Here is a 15,322-nt window from a genome sequence, read left to right as displayed (position 1 = left end):
ACGGTGTCGACCGGCGGACGGCGCGCCCGTTGTCGACGCCGACAGGCCCGCCGCAGCTCGGCCGGGCAGTACGGGCTGCCTGGATGGCCAGGAAAGAAGGACAGGTGGGCGGCGCCGGCCTGGACGGTTCTGGATGTCCTTACTCGGTGAGGGCGCGGCGCAGGGCCGCGGCGAGTTCGGTGATCTGCCGCTGTGACACTTCGGCGGACGGGATCGCCTGCGATCCGTGGAACGTGCCGGGCCACTGGTGCAGTTCGACCGAGACGCCCGCCTGCAGCAGGCGCAGCGCGTAGTCGATGCCTTCGTCGCGGAGCGGGTCGAACTCCGCGGTGGCGATGTAGGCCGGTGGCAGGCCGGACAGGTTCGTGGCCCGTGCCGGGGCGGCGTAGGGCGTGGCGGGCGCGGACCCCAGGTAGTGCCGCCACGTCATGGCGAGTTTGTCGCGGGTCATCCAGGGCGTGTCGGTGAAGTTGCGTGCCGACCACGTCTCCTGCCGGTCGTCCAGCTCGGGCTGGTTGAGCAGCTGGAAGCGGATCGGCGGCCCCTGCTCGTCGCGGGCCCGCAGCGCCACCGCCGCCGCCAGGCCCGCGCCGGCGCTGTGGCCTCCGACCGCGATGCGGGCCGGGTCGACACCCAGCTCGGCCGCGTGCTCGGCTACCCAGGTCAGCACGGCGTAGACGTCGTCCAGAGCGGCCGGGAACCGGTTCTCGGGAGCCCGGCGGTAGCCCACCGAGATCACCACCGTGCCGGCGCCGGTCGCGACGCGGATGGCCCACGGGTGCTCGGTGTCCAGGTCGCCCATGACGAACCCGCCGCCGTGCAGCCAGACGATGGCGCCCTGTGCCTGGCGCGGGCGGTAGATGCGCACCGGCACGTCCGGGTCGGCGGGCACCGTCCGGTCCTCGATCTCCATGTCCGCGGTGTCCGGTGCCGGCGCCGCAGCGGCCAGCTTGGCCAGGTTGTCGCGCGCGGTGACCGGGTCGGTCAGGTCGGCCGGTGGGAACAACGGGATGAATGCTTCCAGTTCGGGATCCATGCCGGCCATCCTCGCGGCCGTCACGCCTGAGATCATCCGCCATCCGTCGGGCATCCCACCGGGATCGCGCACCGATCGGCGCCTATCCTCTTCGCCATGGAGGCACTGGCCCTACGGCTGTCGCAACTGGATGCGCACGCCGAAGGCGCGATCCGCGTCGTCATGTTCTACGACACGCTGATGCGCCGACGGGTGGATCTGCCGGCCCTCGCCCGAGCCTCGGCGGTCCTGGCCGAGTGCGTGGCCGGGATCCGGCTCCACGGCACGGGCCAGGTGATCCGCATGTCACCCGACGGCACGCAGGCCACCGCCCCGTCACCACCGGCGCCCACCACGACACCGATCACACTCGACGAGGAGGAGATCGGCACGGTGTGGCTGGAACGCCCCGCCCCGCCCGGCGCGCTGGACCAACTACTCCTGGACCGGTTCGCCATCGCCGCCGCGGCGGTCGTCGAGCGGTACGGCCCGGCCCGCACCACCATGGCGGACCCCGCCCTCGTCGAACTGGCGATCAGCGCCGACACCGACGAGGCCGCCCGAGCCCGGGCACTGCGCCTGCTGGGGTTCGCCGCCGACCTGCCGGTCCGCGTCGTCGCCGTGCGCTCATCGCTCCCGCTCGACAAGATCGGCGGCCTGATCTCCCCGTCCCGCCCGGTCAAGGCTGCCCCGCTCGCCGACGTCGGCGTCCTCCTGACCACCGCCCTGGACCCGACCCGGTTCCCCGCAGACGCACGCGCCGGCATCGGCAACGCCGAAACCCCCCACCGATCCTGGCGGCAGGCCCGCACCGCCCTCCGCTTCACCACCCCGCGCCAGCCCGTCGTCCACTACGACGACCTGGGCGCACTGGCGCTCCTGGCCGAGATCCCCCCCGACATTGCACGAGACAACACCGACGTCGCCGCGATCACTCGCTTGGCCGACAACCCAGAAGACCTGCAGACCCTGGACGCCTACTGCACGACGGGCTCCCTACGCCAAGCCGCCGACCTCCTCCACCTCCACCACAGCAGCATCGCCCGCCGTCTCGAACAAATCGGCAAGACCCTCGGCATCGAACTCACCCAACCGACCGGACTAACACGAGCCAGACTCGCCCTCACCACATGGCGACTCCTCAATCACTGAGGAAACTCATTACAAGCCTGCGCACCGGCGCGTGCCTGGACGACCCGCAGGTGGCGCTGCCCACCTTCCCGATCCGCCGGGATCCGGCGACCGGCCGCGTGGAGGTGGAGTGGCCCTGACTCATGACAACCGACAGGAGCCGCTGGCGGGATTCGCCGTCGGGGTGACTGCAACCCCGCAGATAATGGCGCGCTCGCTCCCCGCCGTCGTCGCCTGAGTTGCCCTCCCAGGGGAGCCGCCAAGCCCCGAGGCAGGTTGAGCGGACGAAGCCCGCTTGGTGCCTCCGCCGCCCGGAAGGCCGTCAACGCGCCGGCCGGCCGCTGGCCGAGGCGGCTTCGCATCTCCGGCAGCCAAAAGGAGCAGACGCCCATCGCTGCCTACGGCCGATACCTGAGGCCGCCGTCGCGGTCGGAGCTGCGGTTCGTCTTCCTGAATGACGCGGATCGTGAATTGATCGCCAACCAGTGGAGGCCGGCCGGCTGGGATTCGCATTGCAGCTGACGACGGCGCGGTGCGTGGGCCGGTTCCTGCCCCATTCGCTGGATGTTCCGGTCAAGGTGGTCGACCACCTTGCCGCGCCCCCGATGCCGAGGCCGACGACGACGCTGGCTCCTGGCCGCCCCGGCCATGTTGCGGAGTGCTGATGCATCTGCTGCCAGACCGAGCGTGAGCCCGGCGACGGTGCGACGGCTGACGTGGACCTCTACCGACGTGCGGCAGCGCTTCTGCAGAGCAGACTTCCGGCGCCGCACGACCAGGCCCTCCGCGCGGGTCCGTGCGATACCCCAAAGTAACTAAGCGGAGTCGTCTCTTCAGGCGTGAAGGGGCTACCTACTGGGCGGCGAATCGAAAAAGGCAAGGGATATGAACCCCTTGCCACTACCAACATATCGCGCATGGGGGGCCTTGCCACAAGGCCCCGGTCGTACTGCACAATCACCCTTCCATGGCTGGACGTACCGAAAATGGGGGCTGCGGAATGCGCGTTGTGTTGGTGACCTACGGGTCGCGCGGGGACGTCGAGCCGATGACGGGGCTGGCGCTGCGGCTACGGGCCCTCGGCGCCGAGGTGCGGGTGTGTGCGCCGCCGGACTTCGCGGAGCTGCTGGACAGTATCAACGTGCCGCTGAGTCCCCTCGGCTGGCCGATCCGCGCGCTGGCGACGGGGGCGATCCCCGGCAAGGCGCAGGCGGGCCTGTCCGACATCGCCGCCGAGCTGACCGCCATGGCCTACGAGACGGTCGCCGGGGTCGCCGAGGGCTGCGCCGCAGTGGTGGCCACCGGCTCGTTCCCGGCCCTGGCCGGTGCGCGGGCGGCGGCCGAGAAGCTGGGCGTGCCCTATGTGTTCACGTCCTTCTCCCCGTGTTACCTGCCGTCGTCGCATCACCCGCCTCTCCGCCGGCCGGGCCAGGTGATCCCGCCTGAGGTGACCGGCAACCGGAAGCTGTGGGACCTGCACGCCGAGCACATGGAAACCATGTTCGGCGACACGATCAACACCCACCGGGCCTCGATCGGCCTGCCGCCGGTGAGCGGCGTCCGCGCCCACGTCTTCACCGGCCACCCGTTCCTGGCGGCCGACCCGGTCCTGGGCCCGTGGCAGGAGACGCCGGAGCTCGAGGTGACGCAGACCGGCGCGTGGATCCGGCCGGACGAGCGCCCGCTCCCGGCCGACCTGGAGGCGTTCCTGGCCGCCGGTGCGAAGCCGGTGTACGTGGGCTTCGGCAGCAGGCCGATGCGGGGCGCGAACACGCAGGAGGTCTCCCGGGCCGTCATCGAAGCGGTCCGGACGCGCGGTCGCCGCGTCGTGCTCGGGAGCGGCTGGGCCGACCTGGCCCTGATCGACGACCGGGACGACTGCTTCGTCGTCGGCGAGGTCAACCAGCAGGCGCTGTTCCGCCGGGTGGCCGCGGTCGTGCACCACGGCGGCGCGGGCACCACGACGACGGCGGCCCGTGCCGGGGCGCCGCAGGTGATCGTGCCCCAGGTCGCGGATCAGCCGTACTGGGCGGGCCGGGTAACCGATCTGGGCATCGGCACGGGCCACGACGGTCCGACGCCGACCGCCGAGTCCCTGGCGGCCGCACTCAAGATCGCCCTGGCCCCCGAGACCGGTGCCCGCGCGGCCGCCGTGGCCGAGACGGTCCGCACCGACGGAGTGGAGCAGGCCGCGAAGCTTCTGCTCGACATGATCGCCCGGAGCGGGTCCACACTGTCCGCCGGCTGATCCCCCGAAGGTTGGTAGGCCCCCGACGACACTCACAGCGGTGACGGACCGCACGCCCTCGACGTGACCACCGGGACCCGGTCACGCTTCCCGCGGCCTGTCCGTCATGCCCGCGATCACATCGACGTGACGAACGGGGCAGCGACGACCCGCCCCGCAAGCTGATCGTCTTCCCCTCGATCGATTTCTCCGCCGGGGCCTGCGGCCGCGCCGAGATGGGCGTCCCCCGGACTTCTCAGGCAGCGCGTTCTTCCCAAGCGGAGGCAGGCGGGCTTCCGGTGGACGATGTCCTCGAGAAGGTTCTGAACCCGGCCGACGGCGGCGTTCACCACGACCGCTTCGGCTGCTGGTCCATCACGCCTAGGTCGGCGGGCACGTGGCTGACCTGCGGCTCGCCATTGTTGGTTCGTTGGTGAACGTCCCTGGTGGGGGAGACGGTCGGCCGCCGGGCCATTCGCTGGGCCCCGGCTTATGTGTCACGCGGACGTTCCTCGCGTCGTAGCTCGGCGGCGACCGCACGTTCGCGCTGGGCGGTGGCCTCCGCCCGTGCGAAATCGCGTTCCCGGGCCAGTTCGCTGTTGCGTGCCTGCTCGGCGCGTAGTTCCGCACGGGCCGTGGCGAGGTCCTCCCGTGCTCGATCAAGTAGGGCCCGCAGCTCGGCGACCTCGGCGCGTAGGGCGTGGGCCTGCTCGCGCGCGTGCTGGGCGGCCACCGTGGATTGCTCGGCCTCCGCTCGGGCTGCGTCGCGTCCGGAGATGGCCTCGGCCCGCTGTGCCTCGGCTTTGCGTGCGCGTTGTTCGGCGCGTTCGCGGGCCTGATCGGCCGCCTCGGCCCGTGCGAGCGCGGCGGCTCGCTCCCGCTCCGCGCGCACTTGCGAGTCACGCGCCTGCTGTGCCGCGTCGCGTGCCTCCGCCGCCTCGTCGGCGGCGGACTCGGCCGCACGACGAGCTTGTTCTGCCTCGCGCAGCGCCTCCTGCTTTTCGATGCGGTCGCGGTCCGCCTGGGCACGCGCCTCGTCCGCCTCGGCTCTGGCTTCCGCGACCTTAGCTCTGGCTTCCGCGACCTCGGCGCGTGCGGCCTCGCTGACGCGTTGTGCCTCCTCCTGCGCCGCCTTGATCGCCGCCTCGGCTTCCGCGCGTGTTCGCGCCGCCGCTTCGACGGCCTCATCGCGTTCCTGTTCGGCCTGCTGTGCCCGCTCGCGGGCGGCTCGGGTGCGGTCCTGGGCCTTCTCTGCGAGCTTCTCTGCCCGGACGGCCCGGTCTTCGGCGTCCTCCCGCTCGGCCAACGCCGCCGCCACCGCGGCCTGGGCTTCGGCTCGAACCGAACTGATCCGCGCCTCGACGCCGCGGGGCGAAAGTTCCGCGTCGAGCGCTTGAGCCAGGGGAGCCAGGGCTGCGGCCAGCCCCTGCTCCATCCGCTCGTAGAGATCCTCCGCTCGGGCGAGCGCTCCCTCCAGCCCCGGCGTCGCGCGCCTGAGTTCCCGCTCCCGCTTGGCCCGAGTCTGGCAGTCGCTGTCCATGCAGTACTCGCGGGGACGCCCCCGCCCTGCCCTCTGCGGCACGGGCCGCCCGCAGTACCGACACGGCCGCTCCACCACCGTCGCCTCAGTCACGACCGCCAGCCTACATTTTTTGAATTTCTGTTTCCAGAAAACAACAACCTCGAAAAATCGCCAGGCCCTAACTGACGACAATGTTCGTTGACGGAAGTTGGCTCGGAGTCGATGCCAGGTGCGACTCGTCAGATGCCTGAGCTGCGGATTCGTCGCCAGGGCTCGGTGACTTCGTCATGAGGTTCCAGTAGCGGCGCCCGAGAGGAGCCCGCGAGGCCGTGGCTCTGCCTCCCGAGTGGACCGCTCGGGACCGTGCGACCCGGGGAAACGTAACTGATAGTTACATCTCGGGTCCGCTACGCACTGATCACGGCTCGGTCGTACCGCTGCGTGGCTTCTTCCAGTCTTGTGGGCAGATCGGGAGAAGGGCCCGGCATGCGGCGGGAGTGGCGTCCTACTCCCGAAGCTGACCAAGCCCCAAAAGTATGCGTGGCGTATCAGCGCGTGGGACGGGCGGCACGGCGCCATGTGCCCTCGGTGAGCAGCCGCAGTCCGTTGAGGCCGACGATGACGGTGGAGCCTTCGTGGCCGGCGACGCCCAGCGGTAGCGGCAGGGTGCCGGCCAGGTCCCAGATCACCAGGCCGGTGATGAACACCGCGGCGATCACCAGGTTCTGCACGACCAGCCGCCGTGCGCGCCGTGAGAGGTTGATGACGGTGGGGATGGAGGCCAGTTCGTCGCGGACGATGACAGCGTCGGCGGTCTGCAGCGCCAGGTCGGATCCGGCGCGGCCCATGGCGATGCCGGTGTGCGCGGCGGCCAGTGCAGGTGCGTCGTTGACGCCGTCGCCGACGACCAGCACTCTGCGGCCTTGCTCGTGCAGGTCCTGCACGGCGGTGACCTTGTCGGCTGGGAGCAGGGCCGCGCGGACGTCGCTGATTCCGGTTTCGTCGGCCAGCCGGGCGGCGGCGCGCGGGTTGTCGCCGGTGACCAGGACCGGGCTGGTGCCGGTGAGGGCGGTCAGGGCGGCGACGGTGGGCGCGGCGTCGGGCCGGAGCCGGTCGGTGATCCCGAGCACCCCGGCCGGGGTGCCGTCGAGTTCGACCAGCACCGCGGTGCGGCCCTGTTCCTCCAGCTGCTCGGCGACCACGGTGGCGGGGTGTTCGCCGGTGCCGGTCCACAGGCGGGTGGGCCTGCCGACCGCGACGCGACGGCCCTCGATGGTGGCGGTGACGCCGGTGCCGGGGGTGGAGGTGAAGTCGGTCGCGTTGGGGATGGTCAGGCCGCGGGCGCGCGCCGCGTCGACGATGGCGCGGGCGAGGGGGTGTTCGCTGGGATGCTCGGCGCCCGCCGCCAGCGCCAGTAGTTCCTCCTCGGTCAGGGACGCCGACGGCAGCGGGCGAATGTCGCTGACCTGCGGGACGCCCTCGGTGAGGGTGCCGGTCTTGTCCAAAGCGACCTGGTCGACCTGCCCGAGCCGCTCCATCACCACCGCCGACTTCACCAGCACCCCGTGCCGTCCGGCGTTGGCGATGGCCGACAGCAGCGGCGGCATGGTGGCCAGCACCACCGCGCACGGCGATGCGACGATCATGAACGTCATCGCGCGCAGCAGCGAGGCGGTCAGATCGGCGCCGAAGGCCAGCGGGACGGCGAACACCGCGAGCGTCGCCGCGACCATCGCCATGCTGTAGCGCTGCTCGACCTTCTCGATGAACAGCTGGGTCGGCGCCTTGGTTTCGGATGCTTGTTCGACCATCGCCACGATCCGCGCGATCACCGAGTCGGCCGGGTCGCGTTCGACCTTCACCCGCAGCGCGCCGGTGCCGTTGAGGGTGCCGGCGAAAACCTCATCCCCGGGCTGCTTGGCCACCGGCAGCGGCTCTCCGGTGATGGTGGCCTGATCGACCTCGCTGGCGCCGTCCAGAACGCGGCCGTCGGCGCCGACCCGCTCCCCGGGCCGCACCAGGATGGTCTCGCCGACAGTGAGCCGGTCGGTGGGGACGGTGTCCTCGGTGCCGTCGTCGTGCAGCCGGGTTGCGGTGGCGGGGGCCAGGTCGAGCAGGCCGCGGACCGAGTCGGCGGTGCGGGCCGTGGCGATCGCCTCCAGTGCCCCGGAGGTGGCGAAGATGACGATCAGCAGCGCCCCATCCAGAACCTGGCCGATCGCCGCCGCGCCCAGCGCGGCCACCACCATCAGCAGATCCACGTCCAGCTTCCGCCCGCGCAACGCCTTCAAGCCGGCCCAGCCCGGTTCCCAGCCGCCGGTGGCATAGGTCGCGGCGAACAGCGCGCCCCACGTCCACGCGGGGCCGTCCAGCAGGTACACCGGCAGCCCGGTCAGGAACAGCAGCAGCGCGGCCGCCGCCCACCGGGCCTCGGGCAGCGCCAGCACCCGGGTGCGGCGCCGTGGCACTGCACCCTCACCCGCAGCGGCGGAGCGAGCCGGGGCCTGGGTGGAAGTCATGAACAGCGTCCTTCATCAGCAGGGAGCCGGGAACGACCGGATCGGAGCCGGGGGATCCACCGTATCAGGAACATATGAACAACAATTCATGCCTTCATGGGTGGCGTAGCATGGGCTATATGGGTCACGGAGCGCCGCAACCGTCCGGCACCACCCGCGGCGCCCCCGGCGGCGCCTCCAGCGGGGCGTCGCGCGCGCGGCTGGACGCCGCTTCGGCGGCTCGGGTCGCCACCACGCTGCAGGCGCTGGCCACCCCGTCGCGGTTGCTCATCCTGTCCCGGCTGCGCGAGGGGCCGCTCCCGGCGACCGAGCTGGCCGCCGAGGTCGGGATGGAGCAGTCCGCCTGCTCCCACCAGCTGCGCCTGCTGCGCAACCTCGGCCTGGTGACCGGCACCCGCCAGGGCCGCTCAGTGGTGTACGCGCTGTATGACAACCACGTCGCCGAACTCCTCGACCAGGCCCTCTACCACGTCGAGCACCTCAACCTGGGGCTCAGCGACGCCGTCCCGGCAACCGCCGCGACGGACACCGTGACAAGCACCGCGACAGGTGCCGCCCAGCCCGAGCCCGTGGCCGACGCCGAGGAGCAACCGGCGGCGGCCCGCACGTGATAGCCATCGGCATCGGCGGCTACGGGGCTGATGCAATCGGCGTCACAAGACTGGCAGGAGCCGGGTGTTCATCTAACGAAGCGTTAGATGAACACCCGCGCGGGCCGCGCCTGGCGTGCCGCCCTGTCCGGTTCGAGCGTTCACCTTGGACCCCCACTCGGGTCCGTTTCACCAGCCGCAAAGTGGCTGAGCGTGCTTCTGGCGACTCTTCGTGTGCTGGAAGCTGCACATACATGGCGCCGCCGGATGCGCCGTCGTCGCTCTGGTCCACCTGGGATTCGTCACCCACTGTCAGTGACCTCGTCATGAGGTTGCCAGGAGCAACTGATCATCGTCTCGGCTTCCTGGCCGCGTTCGCGCTCTCCCACACGTGACCGGCTCCCGGCGGTCCGTTGAGGCTGGGAGGCGTTTCCAGGTGGACGCTGCTCGTCCTGCGGCACCGACTGACGGTGTCGGGGGTGGGTGGGCGTCGAGGACGATGTCCCAGCTCAGAACCTACGCCGCCGGAGCGGGTTGCCCCACGCTCCCACGGCGGGGCAGGTTTCTGCGAGACGTTCCGGGCGCCGTGTCGCGGTTGAGGGGAGTTGTCGATGCGGACCGGCGCGCGGCAGGGCACGCCGGTCCGTACCGGCTCACCGACGTGGTGTCAGCTTTCTCCCGCGCCGAGGGAGGCCAGCAGGACCAGCACCACGGTGATGACGGCGAACACCCCGTGGCCGAGTACGACGGGAAGGGGGAAATACCCCTCGGGTGGTGTGCTCCCGTCCCCCGCGGTTGCGGGGCGTGCCCCGGCGGCCGCCGGCTGAGCCACCTGGCCGCGGCGGACCGGGATCCAGCGGACGAACATGGTCAGGCCCAGCAGGGCGACCGGCACGAGCAGGGCGAAGGCCGTCCAGGCCAACGCCCGGCTGTCATTGATCAGATAGATGATCCAGACGACCAGCCCCACCGCCGCGAGCGCGAAGTGGCCGAACAGGACCGGGACGGGCAGGCGGCTGGTGCCGGCGCGGGGACCGCCACGGGCGATCCACATGCCGAGCATGACGAAGCCTCCCAGGGCGGTGACCAGCCACAGGATCAGTGCGGCGATGTCCATGACAACTCCCGAGGTCGTCCGGAGGCCGCCCGCGCAGGTCGCGAGCCGGCTCAACCGGTTGCGATCACTGCTTGTGCGGTTCGGTGTCCCCGATGCCGTCGGCGGGGTCTTCCTGCAGGGGACGGACGAAGCCTTCTGCCTGGGTCGCCTCGTCGGCGACCCGCACGCCGTAGTGATAGGCGAGCATGCCGCCCAGGTATCCGGACACGCCCAGCACGGCCAGGCTCACCGCGCTGAGCGCCAGTTGCCCCGTCCCCACGCTGCCGGATGGCCCGCCTGCGGCGTTACGCCACAGGAATCCCGCGACGTAGGCGGCGGTCACCAGCAGGTTCAGCGTCGCGTGGATCACACCGACGCGGAACGCCCGGGTCCCGGGCGGGATGGTCGACAGATCCAGGACGCCGACCGACGCCGCCGCCACCGCTCCGATCACTCCCACGGCGATCAGCCACAGCGCTCCCCGGGACACGGCGGCCGGGTCGTCCACCACCTGGGAAGCGATGTCGAACACCAGGCTGCCCACCCATGCGCCGATGGGCACCGTGACCAGCATCGGGTGGAACGGATGCCCGTACGGCCCGGTGAGCACGGCGCTGACCGGCCGCTTGTCCTGTCGCTGCACAGGTGCGGCCATGCCGACCACCTCCTTCATTTCACCAACGAGTATTGGTCTTATTCGATGGAGGGGTCAAGCACCTCGGAGAAACAACCGGATGATCCCGGTTTTGACCTACTGTGCTGGGCGTTATCGTGTGCCTGTGACCGACGACCTGGCCGACGGCGCGGCCGACGACCCGCCGGACTCGTCCGGCGACGCCGCGATCTCCTCCATCGGTGTGCTCGCCGAGGGGCTGAGGCGCCGGATGTTCGCATTCATTCGCCGCGCACGGCGCCCCGTGACGCGCGACGAGGCGGCCGCCAGCGTCGGCATCTCGCGCAAGCTCGCCGCCTTCCACCTCGACAAGCTCGTCGACGCGGGACTACTGCGCGCGCACTACGCCGCCCCCGAGGGGAACCGCAAGGTCGGCCGCCGACCCAAGGTCTATGAGCCCACCGGCGTCCAGATCCGTCTCAGCATTCCGGAGCGCCGCCACGAACTCCTGGCCGACCTGCTACTGGACGCCGTCGTCACCGAGCGGGACGACGAAACCGCCGCCCAGGCGGCGATGCGCGCGGCATACCAGAGAGGCCGTCGGCTCGGTGACAGCGAGCGATCGAGGGTCCGGCCGGGCCGTTTGGGTGCCGAGCGGGGCCTCACCCTGTGCGAACGCATGCTCGAGGAGCACGGCTTCGAACCCGTCCGCGAGGGCCCGATCCGGCTGACGCTGCACAACTGCCCGTTCCACCCCCTGGCCGCCCAGGCTCCCGATCTGGTCTGCGGCATGAACCATGCCTTCCTCACCGGCTACGTCGAAGGGCTGGGCGTCACCGCCGTGGAAGCCGTGCTCGCTCCTCGCCCCGGCGAATGCTGCGTCGAACTCAAGCAGGCCGCCGCCGACTAGAGCTGGCATGGGGACGCCGCGACAGACCGGGCGGCCGCACGGTTATCCAACTGGCAGGGAACGTCCGAGAACGCGGGCGGCACCACGGTCACGGCGGGTGCGCGTGGCCGCCCGCGCGGAGGTGCGAATGGCCGGTGTAAGGGGCGTCGCTCAGCTCGAGGTCGGTTTCGGGGTGGGGGTGGAGGCCGTGCCGCCAGGGCAGGCCGGGTCCGCCGAGGTGTCGGACTTCACGTGCGAGACGACGCCGAACCCTGTGCCAGCACCGCGTCAGCCGCGGCGCCATCCGCACTGCCATCGCCGACCTGCTCCCCGACCACACCGGCGACTGGCGGAACGCCCCGGAGGCCCGGCCACCCTCGACATGCCCGGCAAGGTCGCCGACTTCCTGCGCACGGTCGACCTGGACGCCGCCGAACGGGCCGCGCTAGACCACGGCCAGACCGTGCGGCGCGGCCAGGGCTACACTCTGCGCATCACCGCCACACCCGCCGTCCATCGCCAACTCCTGGACCATTGCTGGCCCCTCGACGGCACCGCAGCCACCCCCCACCCAACGCAAAGCCCGTCGCGAGTACGAAACCCGCGTCAACACCCTCGACCAGAGCGCTGACGCCTACCGCTGATTTCGGCACTCAGCCTCCTCACGCCCCGTCATGGCGCCTGACGACGGCGACGCGGACATTCTCAACTTCCCGGACGGTTTCGCTGACGTGGCGCACAAGTACGACGGGGCCAGGGCGGCGATCGAGGCCCCGCCCGAGTAGGGGGTGCGGACGGCACCGATCGTGTCGGCGGCGATGGCGGGGCGGCGGTCGCGGTGCAGCACGGCCAGGACGTCGAGGATGTGCTGGGTGCCGCGTACCAGTCGGAACATCTCCGAGACGTGCACGGTGTCGCCGGGCCGGGCGTGGGCGAGCAGCCCGCCGACGGCGGGGCGCTGGAGCGGGTGCAAGCGGCTGGAGGTCCCGGCCTGCTCCTCGAAGACGACCGGGCCCTCGATCCGGGCCTCGGCCAGGACGAGGTTCTGCCGGGCGATGGAGACCCGTTTGTAGACCAGGTTCGCCATCAAGGACCCCTCGGGCGTGGTGAACCGCTCCTTGGTGTCATCAAACCCTGTCATCAACGGGCATTGGATCCGATTGGATCGGCGCGGCCGACAAGCCTTGGTTGGGCGGGGGCCATTGGACGTTCGCATCTGGAGCCGCTGCCGTACGCGCTGGTGTGGCGGAGGGAGGCGGAGAGCGAGCCCATCCGGGCCCTGGCCGGGATCATCCGTGACCTGGGCCCTCTCCCGTCGGCCTCTCCCGGCTCTTGATGTCGTCCGTCACCCTCGGGTGGGATCTGATGCCAAGCGGGCCGGGTGTTGCCTGGCTGTACGCCAATTCGCGCTGTGCCCGATGGGCAGGTGAAGGCGGCATCGCAGTCGTAGGAGCCGACCCGGACAATTACGAGAGGTCGAAGGGGGCGGGGGAGTGGCCTTCCCAGATCTGGCGGGATGCCTGTTCGGGGTAGGGCAGAGTCTTCGACTCGGTGTCCAGGACGCGGGTGAGGTGCCCGCCCGGCCGGTGGGCGGACCAGCCCGCGTCGCCGGTGGTGACGAAGCGGACCCATGCCTCCTGGAGTTCGCGGGAGAGCGCGACGGCCTCGGGAGTGGGCTCCTCGCCGATGAGCTGGGTGCCGACGGGGCTGTCCAGCGTGCCGAACGCCAGGGGCACGTCGAGGCTGTGGCAGGCGCCCAGGATGCCGCCGAGGGCCGGGGCAACCCAGCCCAGTTCGAACAGGTACGAGGTGCCGCCGGCTGCGGCGTTCGCCTCGGCCAGCTTCTGTGACGGCATGCGGAAGAGGGCGTCGGAGTACACCGTCTCCACCAGCTCCTCTGGGCCTGCCTGCGGGAACGCGGCACGGTAGGCCCGCGCGCCGTCCGGCTGCGGGGCGTGCAATTCCAGGGCTGCGTGGGCGTCCTCCTTGGTGAAGGTGCCGTACCGTCCGCTCATGACGCTGAAGTACCGGAATTCGTCCCGGGTGTGGCCGACGAGCAGTTCGGTCCCGCTCGCGCGCGCGCCGGTCAGCGCGGGCCAGGGCGTTTCCGGGAGGACCTCGCCGTCGACGACGGGGCACAGCGCGGTGCCGGTCTCCGTGAGGCGCCCCCAGCTCTCCCGGTGCGCGTGGAGGCCGGCGTTGAAGGAGGTGAGCTCGGCGGCCAGGTGCCATGGTTCGATGTCGCGCAGGGCCTCGGCGGTGGGGGCCGCCGCGCCGAGCCGGTCCGCGAACGCGGCGGTGACCTGCCGTGCCAGCGCGGGGGTGCTGTGCAGCCCCGGCACCGAGTGGGCGATGGCCCGCCGGAACAGGCCGCGCGCGGACTTCATCGTCAGCAGGGCGGCGACCGAGCCCGCCCCGGCGGACTGTCCGGCCACGGTGACCTGGCCGGGGTCGCCTCCGAAGGCGGCGATGTTGCGCTGCACCCACTCCAGCGCCGCGATCTGGTCGAGGAATCCGCGGTTGGGCGGCACGTCGTCGAGGAACGCGAATCCCTCCGCGCCCACGCGGCAGTTGATGGTCACCACGACGACTCCCGCCTCGGCCAGCGCTGCCGGGTCGTACATCGGGTCGCTCGACGCCGCCGAGAGGTAGCCGCCCACGGGGATCCACACCAGCACCGGCAGTCCCGCCGCGCCGGGATCCGGAGTGCCGACGTTGAGCGTCAGCCAGTCGGTGCCCTGCGGGGGCACGTCGATCGGCAGGGACAGCGGCACCACGGGGCCGAACTCGACCGCCTGCCTCGTCCCCTCCCAGCGGTGAGGCGGCGCGGGCTCGGCGAAGCGGAGCGCTCCGACCGGGGGCTGGGCGTAGGGGATGCCGCGGAACACCGCGTGCCCCTGCCGCCGGCGCCCCTGCACCACGCCTTCCGTGGTCCGTACCTTTGGCTGTTCGGACATGACGATTCCTTCCCTCGAGTGGACCCAGGATTATGGGTCAGGTGTATTATGTCAACTGTATTGGAACAGTCCCGGGGTACGAGGGAGGCGCCGGCGATGCCGAAACAGGTGGATCACCGCGAACGCCGCGAAGCGATCGCCCGCGCACTGTGGCGGGTGGTGGAGCAGCGCGGCGTCACACAGCTGACGATGCGCGTGGTGGCGCAGGAGGCGGGCATGTCACTCGGGCAGCTGCAGCACTACTTCGCCTCCCGGACCGCCATGCTCTCCTTCGCCATGGATTTCGCGTCCGAGCAGACCTCGGTGCGCGTACACCAGGGGCTCGAAAAGCTCGGTGACCGTCCGCACCCCCGTGACGTGCTGCGACTGACGCTCGCGGAAATGCTCCCCCTGCATGCCGACGCCCGCGCGACCAGCCGGATGAGCGCCGCCTACGTCCTGGAGGCGCTGCACGACGAGGCCGTGCACGAGCAGGCGCGCCGCGGCCTCGTCCAAGGGCGGGCCCTCGTCGAGCAGGTGGTCCGCCAGGCGATCGCCGACGGGCACATCGACTCCGGCCGCGACCCGGCGACCGAGACCAACCTGCTCCTCGCCCTCACCGGCTTCACCTCCCTGATCGAACTCGACGTGATCGAGCCCCAGGACGCGCTCGCCGCGATCGATGTGCATCTGGACCGGCTGTTCAGGAGTACGTGACCTGCCCCGGACACGGGGGCAGGTGGGGACAAGATCAGCTCTAGACCGGCCGCTCCCCGGCCTGGTG

The 15,322-nt window shown here is 71.2% G+C and carries 14 protein-coding genes; 7 read left to right on the top strand and 7 right to left on the bottom strand.

The window, feature by feature from the left end:
* Positions 1 to 139 precede the first annotated feature (139 nt).
* Positions 140 to 1,036, bottom strand: coding sequence for an alpha/beta hydrolase (locus ABD811_RS13325; RefSeq protein WP_344946060.1), 897 nt, complete (start codon positions 1,034 to 1,036; stop codon positions 140 to 142).
* A gap of 96 nt (positions 1,037 to 1,132) precedes the next feature.
* Between ABD811_RS13325 and ABD811_RS13320 the strand changes: the two genes are divergently transcribed.
* From ABD811_RS13320 to ABD811_RS13310, 4 genes are all read left to right on the top strand, one after another.
* Positions 1,133 to 2,167 (top strand): PucR family transcriptional regulator, encoded by a 1,035-nt coding sequence (locus tag ABD811_RS13320; protein ID WP_344946058.1) that lies wholly within the window; start codon positions 1,133 to 1,135, stop codon positions 2,165 to 2,167.
* On the top strand, positions 2,146 to 2,286 hold the full coding sequence (locus ABD811_RS13315; protein ID WP_344946055.1) for a Rieske (2Fe-2S) protein: 141 nt from the start codon (positions 2,146 to 2,148) through the stop codon (positions 2,284 to 2,286). The genes ABD811_RS13320 and ABD811_RS13315 overlap by 22 nt, the downstream gene beginning before the upstream one ends.
* Before the next feature lie 345 nt (positions 2,287 to 2,631).
* On the top strand, positions 2,632 to 2,811 hold the full coding sequence (locus ABD811_RS43990; RefSeq protein ID WP_425549403.1) for a DUF4158 domain-containing protein: 180 nt from the start codon (positions 2,632 to 2,634) through the stop codon (positions 2,809 to 2,811).
* Positions 2,812 to 3,146: 335 nt separating this feature from the next.
* On the top strand, positions 3,147 to 4,394 hold the full coding sequence (locus ABD811_RS13310) for a glycosyltransferase (protein ID WP_344946053.1): 1,248 nt from the start codon (positions 3,147 to 3,149) through the stop codon (positions 4,392 to 4,394).
* 469 nt (positions 4,395 to 4,863) lie between these two features.
* On the opposite strand, the gene ABD811_RS13305 is transcribed toward ABD811_RS13310, so the two are convergent.
* Complete coding sequence (locus ABD811_RS13305; protein WP_344946050.1) at positions 4,864 to 5,913, bottom strand: coiled-coil domain-containing protein; 1,050 nt, start codon at positions 5,911 to 5,913, stop codon at positions 4,864 to 4,866.
* 530 nt (positions 5,914 to 6,443) lie between these two features.
* On the bottom strand, positions 6,444 to 8,363 hold the full coding sequence (locus ABD811_RS13300; RefSeq protein ID WP_425549402.1) for a heavy metal translocating P-type ATPase: 1,920 nt from the start codon (positions 8,361 to 8,363) through the stop codon (positions 6,444 to 6,446).
* Positions 8,364 to 8,533: 170 nt separating this feature from the next.
* Here ABD811_RS13300 and ABD811_RS13295 point away from each other — a divergent pair, with 170 nt between their 5' ends.
* On the top strand, positions 8,534 to 9,025 hold the full coding sequence (locus tag ABD811_RS13295) for an ArsR/SmtB family transcription factor (RefSeq protein WP_344946045.1): 492 nt from the start codon (positions 8,534 to 8,536) through the stop codon (positions 9,023 to 9,025).
* Positions 9,026 to 9,671: 646 nt separating this feature from the next.
* Here the strand turns inward: ABD811_RS13295 and ABD811_RS13290 are convergent.
* Complete coding sequence (locus ABD811_RS13290) at positions 9,672 to 10,121, bottom strand: hypothetical protein (protein WP_344946042.1); 450 nt, start codon at positions 10,119 to 10,121, stop codon at positions 9,672 to 9,674.
* 64 nt (positions 10,122 to 10,185) lie between these two features.
* Positions 10,186 to 10,755 (bottom strand): DUF2231 domain-containing protein, encoded by a 570-nt coding sequence (locus tag ABD811_RS13285; RefSeq protein ID WP_344946040.1) that lies wholly within the window; start codon positions 10,753 to 10,755, stop codon positions 10,186 to 10,188.
* Positions 10,756 to 10,879: 124 nt separating this feature from the next.
* On the opposite strand from ABD811_RS13285, the gene ABD811_RS13280 reads away from it, so the two are divergent.
* Positions 10,880 to 11,623, top strand: a complete 744-nt coding sequence (locus tag ABD811_RS13280) for a helix-turn-helix transcriptional regulator (RefSeq protein WP_344946037.1) — start codon at positions 10,880 to 10,882, stop codon at positions 11,621 to 11,623.
* Between the two features lie 613 nt (positions 11,624 to 12,236).
* Here the strand turns inward: ABD811_RS13280 and ABD811_RS13275 are convergent.
* Complete coding sequence (locus ABD811_RS13275; RefSeq protein WP_344946034.1) at positions 12,237 to 12,743, bottom strand: recombinase family protein; 507 nt, start codon at positions 12,741 to 12,743, stop codon at positions 12,237 to 12,239.
* Positions 12,744 to 13,068: 325 nt separating this feature from the next.
* Positions 13,069 to 14,559: a carboxylesterase/lipase family protein gene (locus ABD811_RS13270; RefSeq protein ID WP_344946031.1), complete on the bottom strand. Its 1,491-nt coding sequence runs from the start codon at positions 14,557 to 14,559 to the stop codon at positions 13,069 to 13,071.
* A 96-nt stretch (positions 14,560 to 14,655) separates the two neighbouring features.
* On the opposite strand from ABD811_RS13270, the gene ABD811_RS13265 reads away from it, so the two are divergent.
* A complete protein-coding gene (locus tag ABD811_RS13265; protein ID WP_344946028.1) occupies positions 14,656 to 15,255 on the top strand; it encodes a TetR/AcrR family transcriptional regulator in 600 nt (199 codons plus the stop codon).
* The last annotated feature ends 67 nt before the right edge of the window (positions 15,256 to 15,322 follow it).

It is taken from the genome of Actinomadura miaoliensis (assembly GCF_039536785.1).
Classification (GTDB): Bacteria; Actinomycetota; Actinomycetes; order Streptosporangiales; family Streptosporangiaceae; genus Spirillospora; species Spirillospora miaoliensis.
The sequence above is the reverse complement of the archived record's forward strand: the minus strand, read 5'-3'. Positions and strand labels throughout refer to the sequence as shown.

What these genes read in the sequence shown, in the direction of transcription:
- ABD811_RS13325 (WP_344946060.1), bottom strand. Translation starts at nt 1,036, where the DNA reads ATGGATCCCGAACTGGAAGCATTCATCCCGTTGTTCCCACCGGCCGAC.
- ABD811_RS13320 (WP_344946058.1), top strand. Translation starts at nt 1,133, where the DNA reads ATGGAGGCACTGGCCCTACGGCTGTCGCAACTGGATGCGCACGCCGAA.
- ABD811_RS13315 (WP_344946055.1), top strand. Translation starts at nt 2,146, where the DNA reads ATGGCGACTCCTCAATCACTGAGGAAACTCATTACAAGCCTGCGCACC.
- ABD811_RS13310 (WP_344946053.1), top strand. Translation starts at nt 3,147, where the DNA reads ATGCGCGTTGTGTTGGTGACCTACGGGTCGCGCGGGGACGTCGAGCCG.
- ABD811_RS13305 (WP_344946050.1), bottom strand. Translation starts at nt 5,913, where the DNA reads ATGGACAGCGACTGCCAGACTCGGGCCAAGCGGGAGCGGGAACTCAGG.
- ABD811_RS13295 (WP_344946045.1), top strand. Translation starts at nt 8,534, where the DNA reads ATGGGTCACGGAGCGCCGCAACCGTCCGGCACCACCCGCGGCGCCCCC.
- ABD811_RS13290 (WP_344946042.1), bottom strand. Translation starts at nt 10,121, where the DNA reads ATGGACATCGCCGCACTGATCCTGTGGCTGGTCACCGCCCTGGGAGGC.
- ABD811_RS13285 (WP_344946040.1), bottom strand. Translation starts at nt 10,755, where the DNA reads ATGGCCGCACCTGTGCAGCGACAGGACAAGCGGCCGGTCAGCGCCGTG.
- ABD811_RS13275 (WP_344946034.1), bottom strand. Translation starts at nt 12,743, where the DNA reads ATGACAGGGTTTGATGACACCAAGGAGCGGTTCACCACGCCCGAGGGG.
- ABD811_RS13270 (WP_344946031.1), bottom strand. Translation starts at nt 14,559, where the DNA reads ATGTCCGAACAGCCAAAGGTACGGACCACGGAAGGCGTGGTGCAGGGG.
- ABD811_RS13265 (WP_344946028.1), top strand. Translation starts at nt 14,656, where the DNA reads ATGCCGAAACAGGTGGATCACCGCGAACGCCGCGAAGCGATCGCCCGC.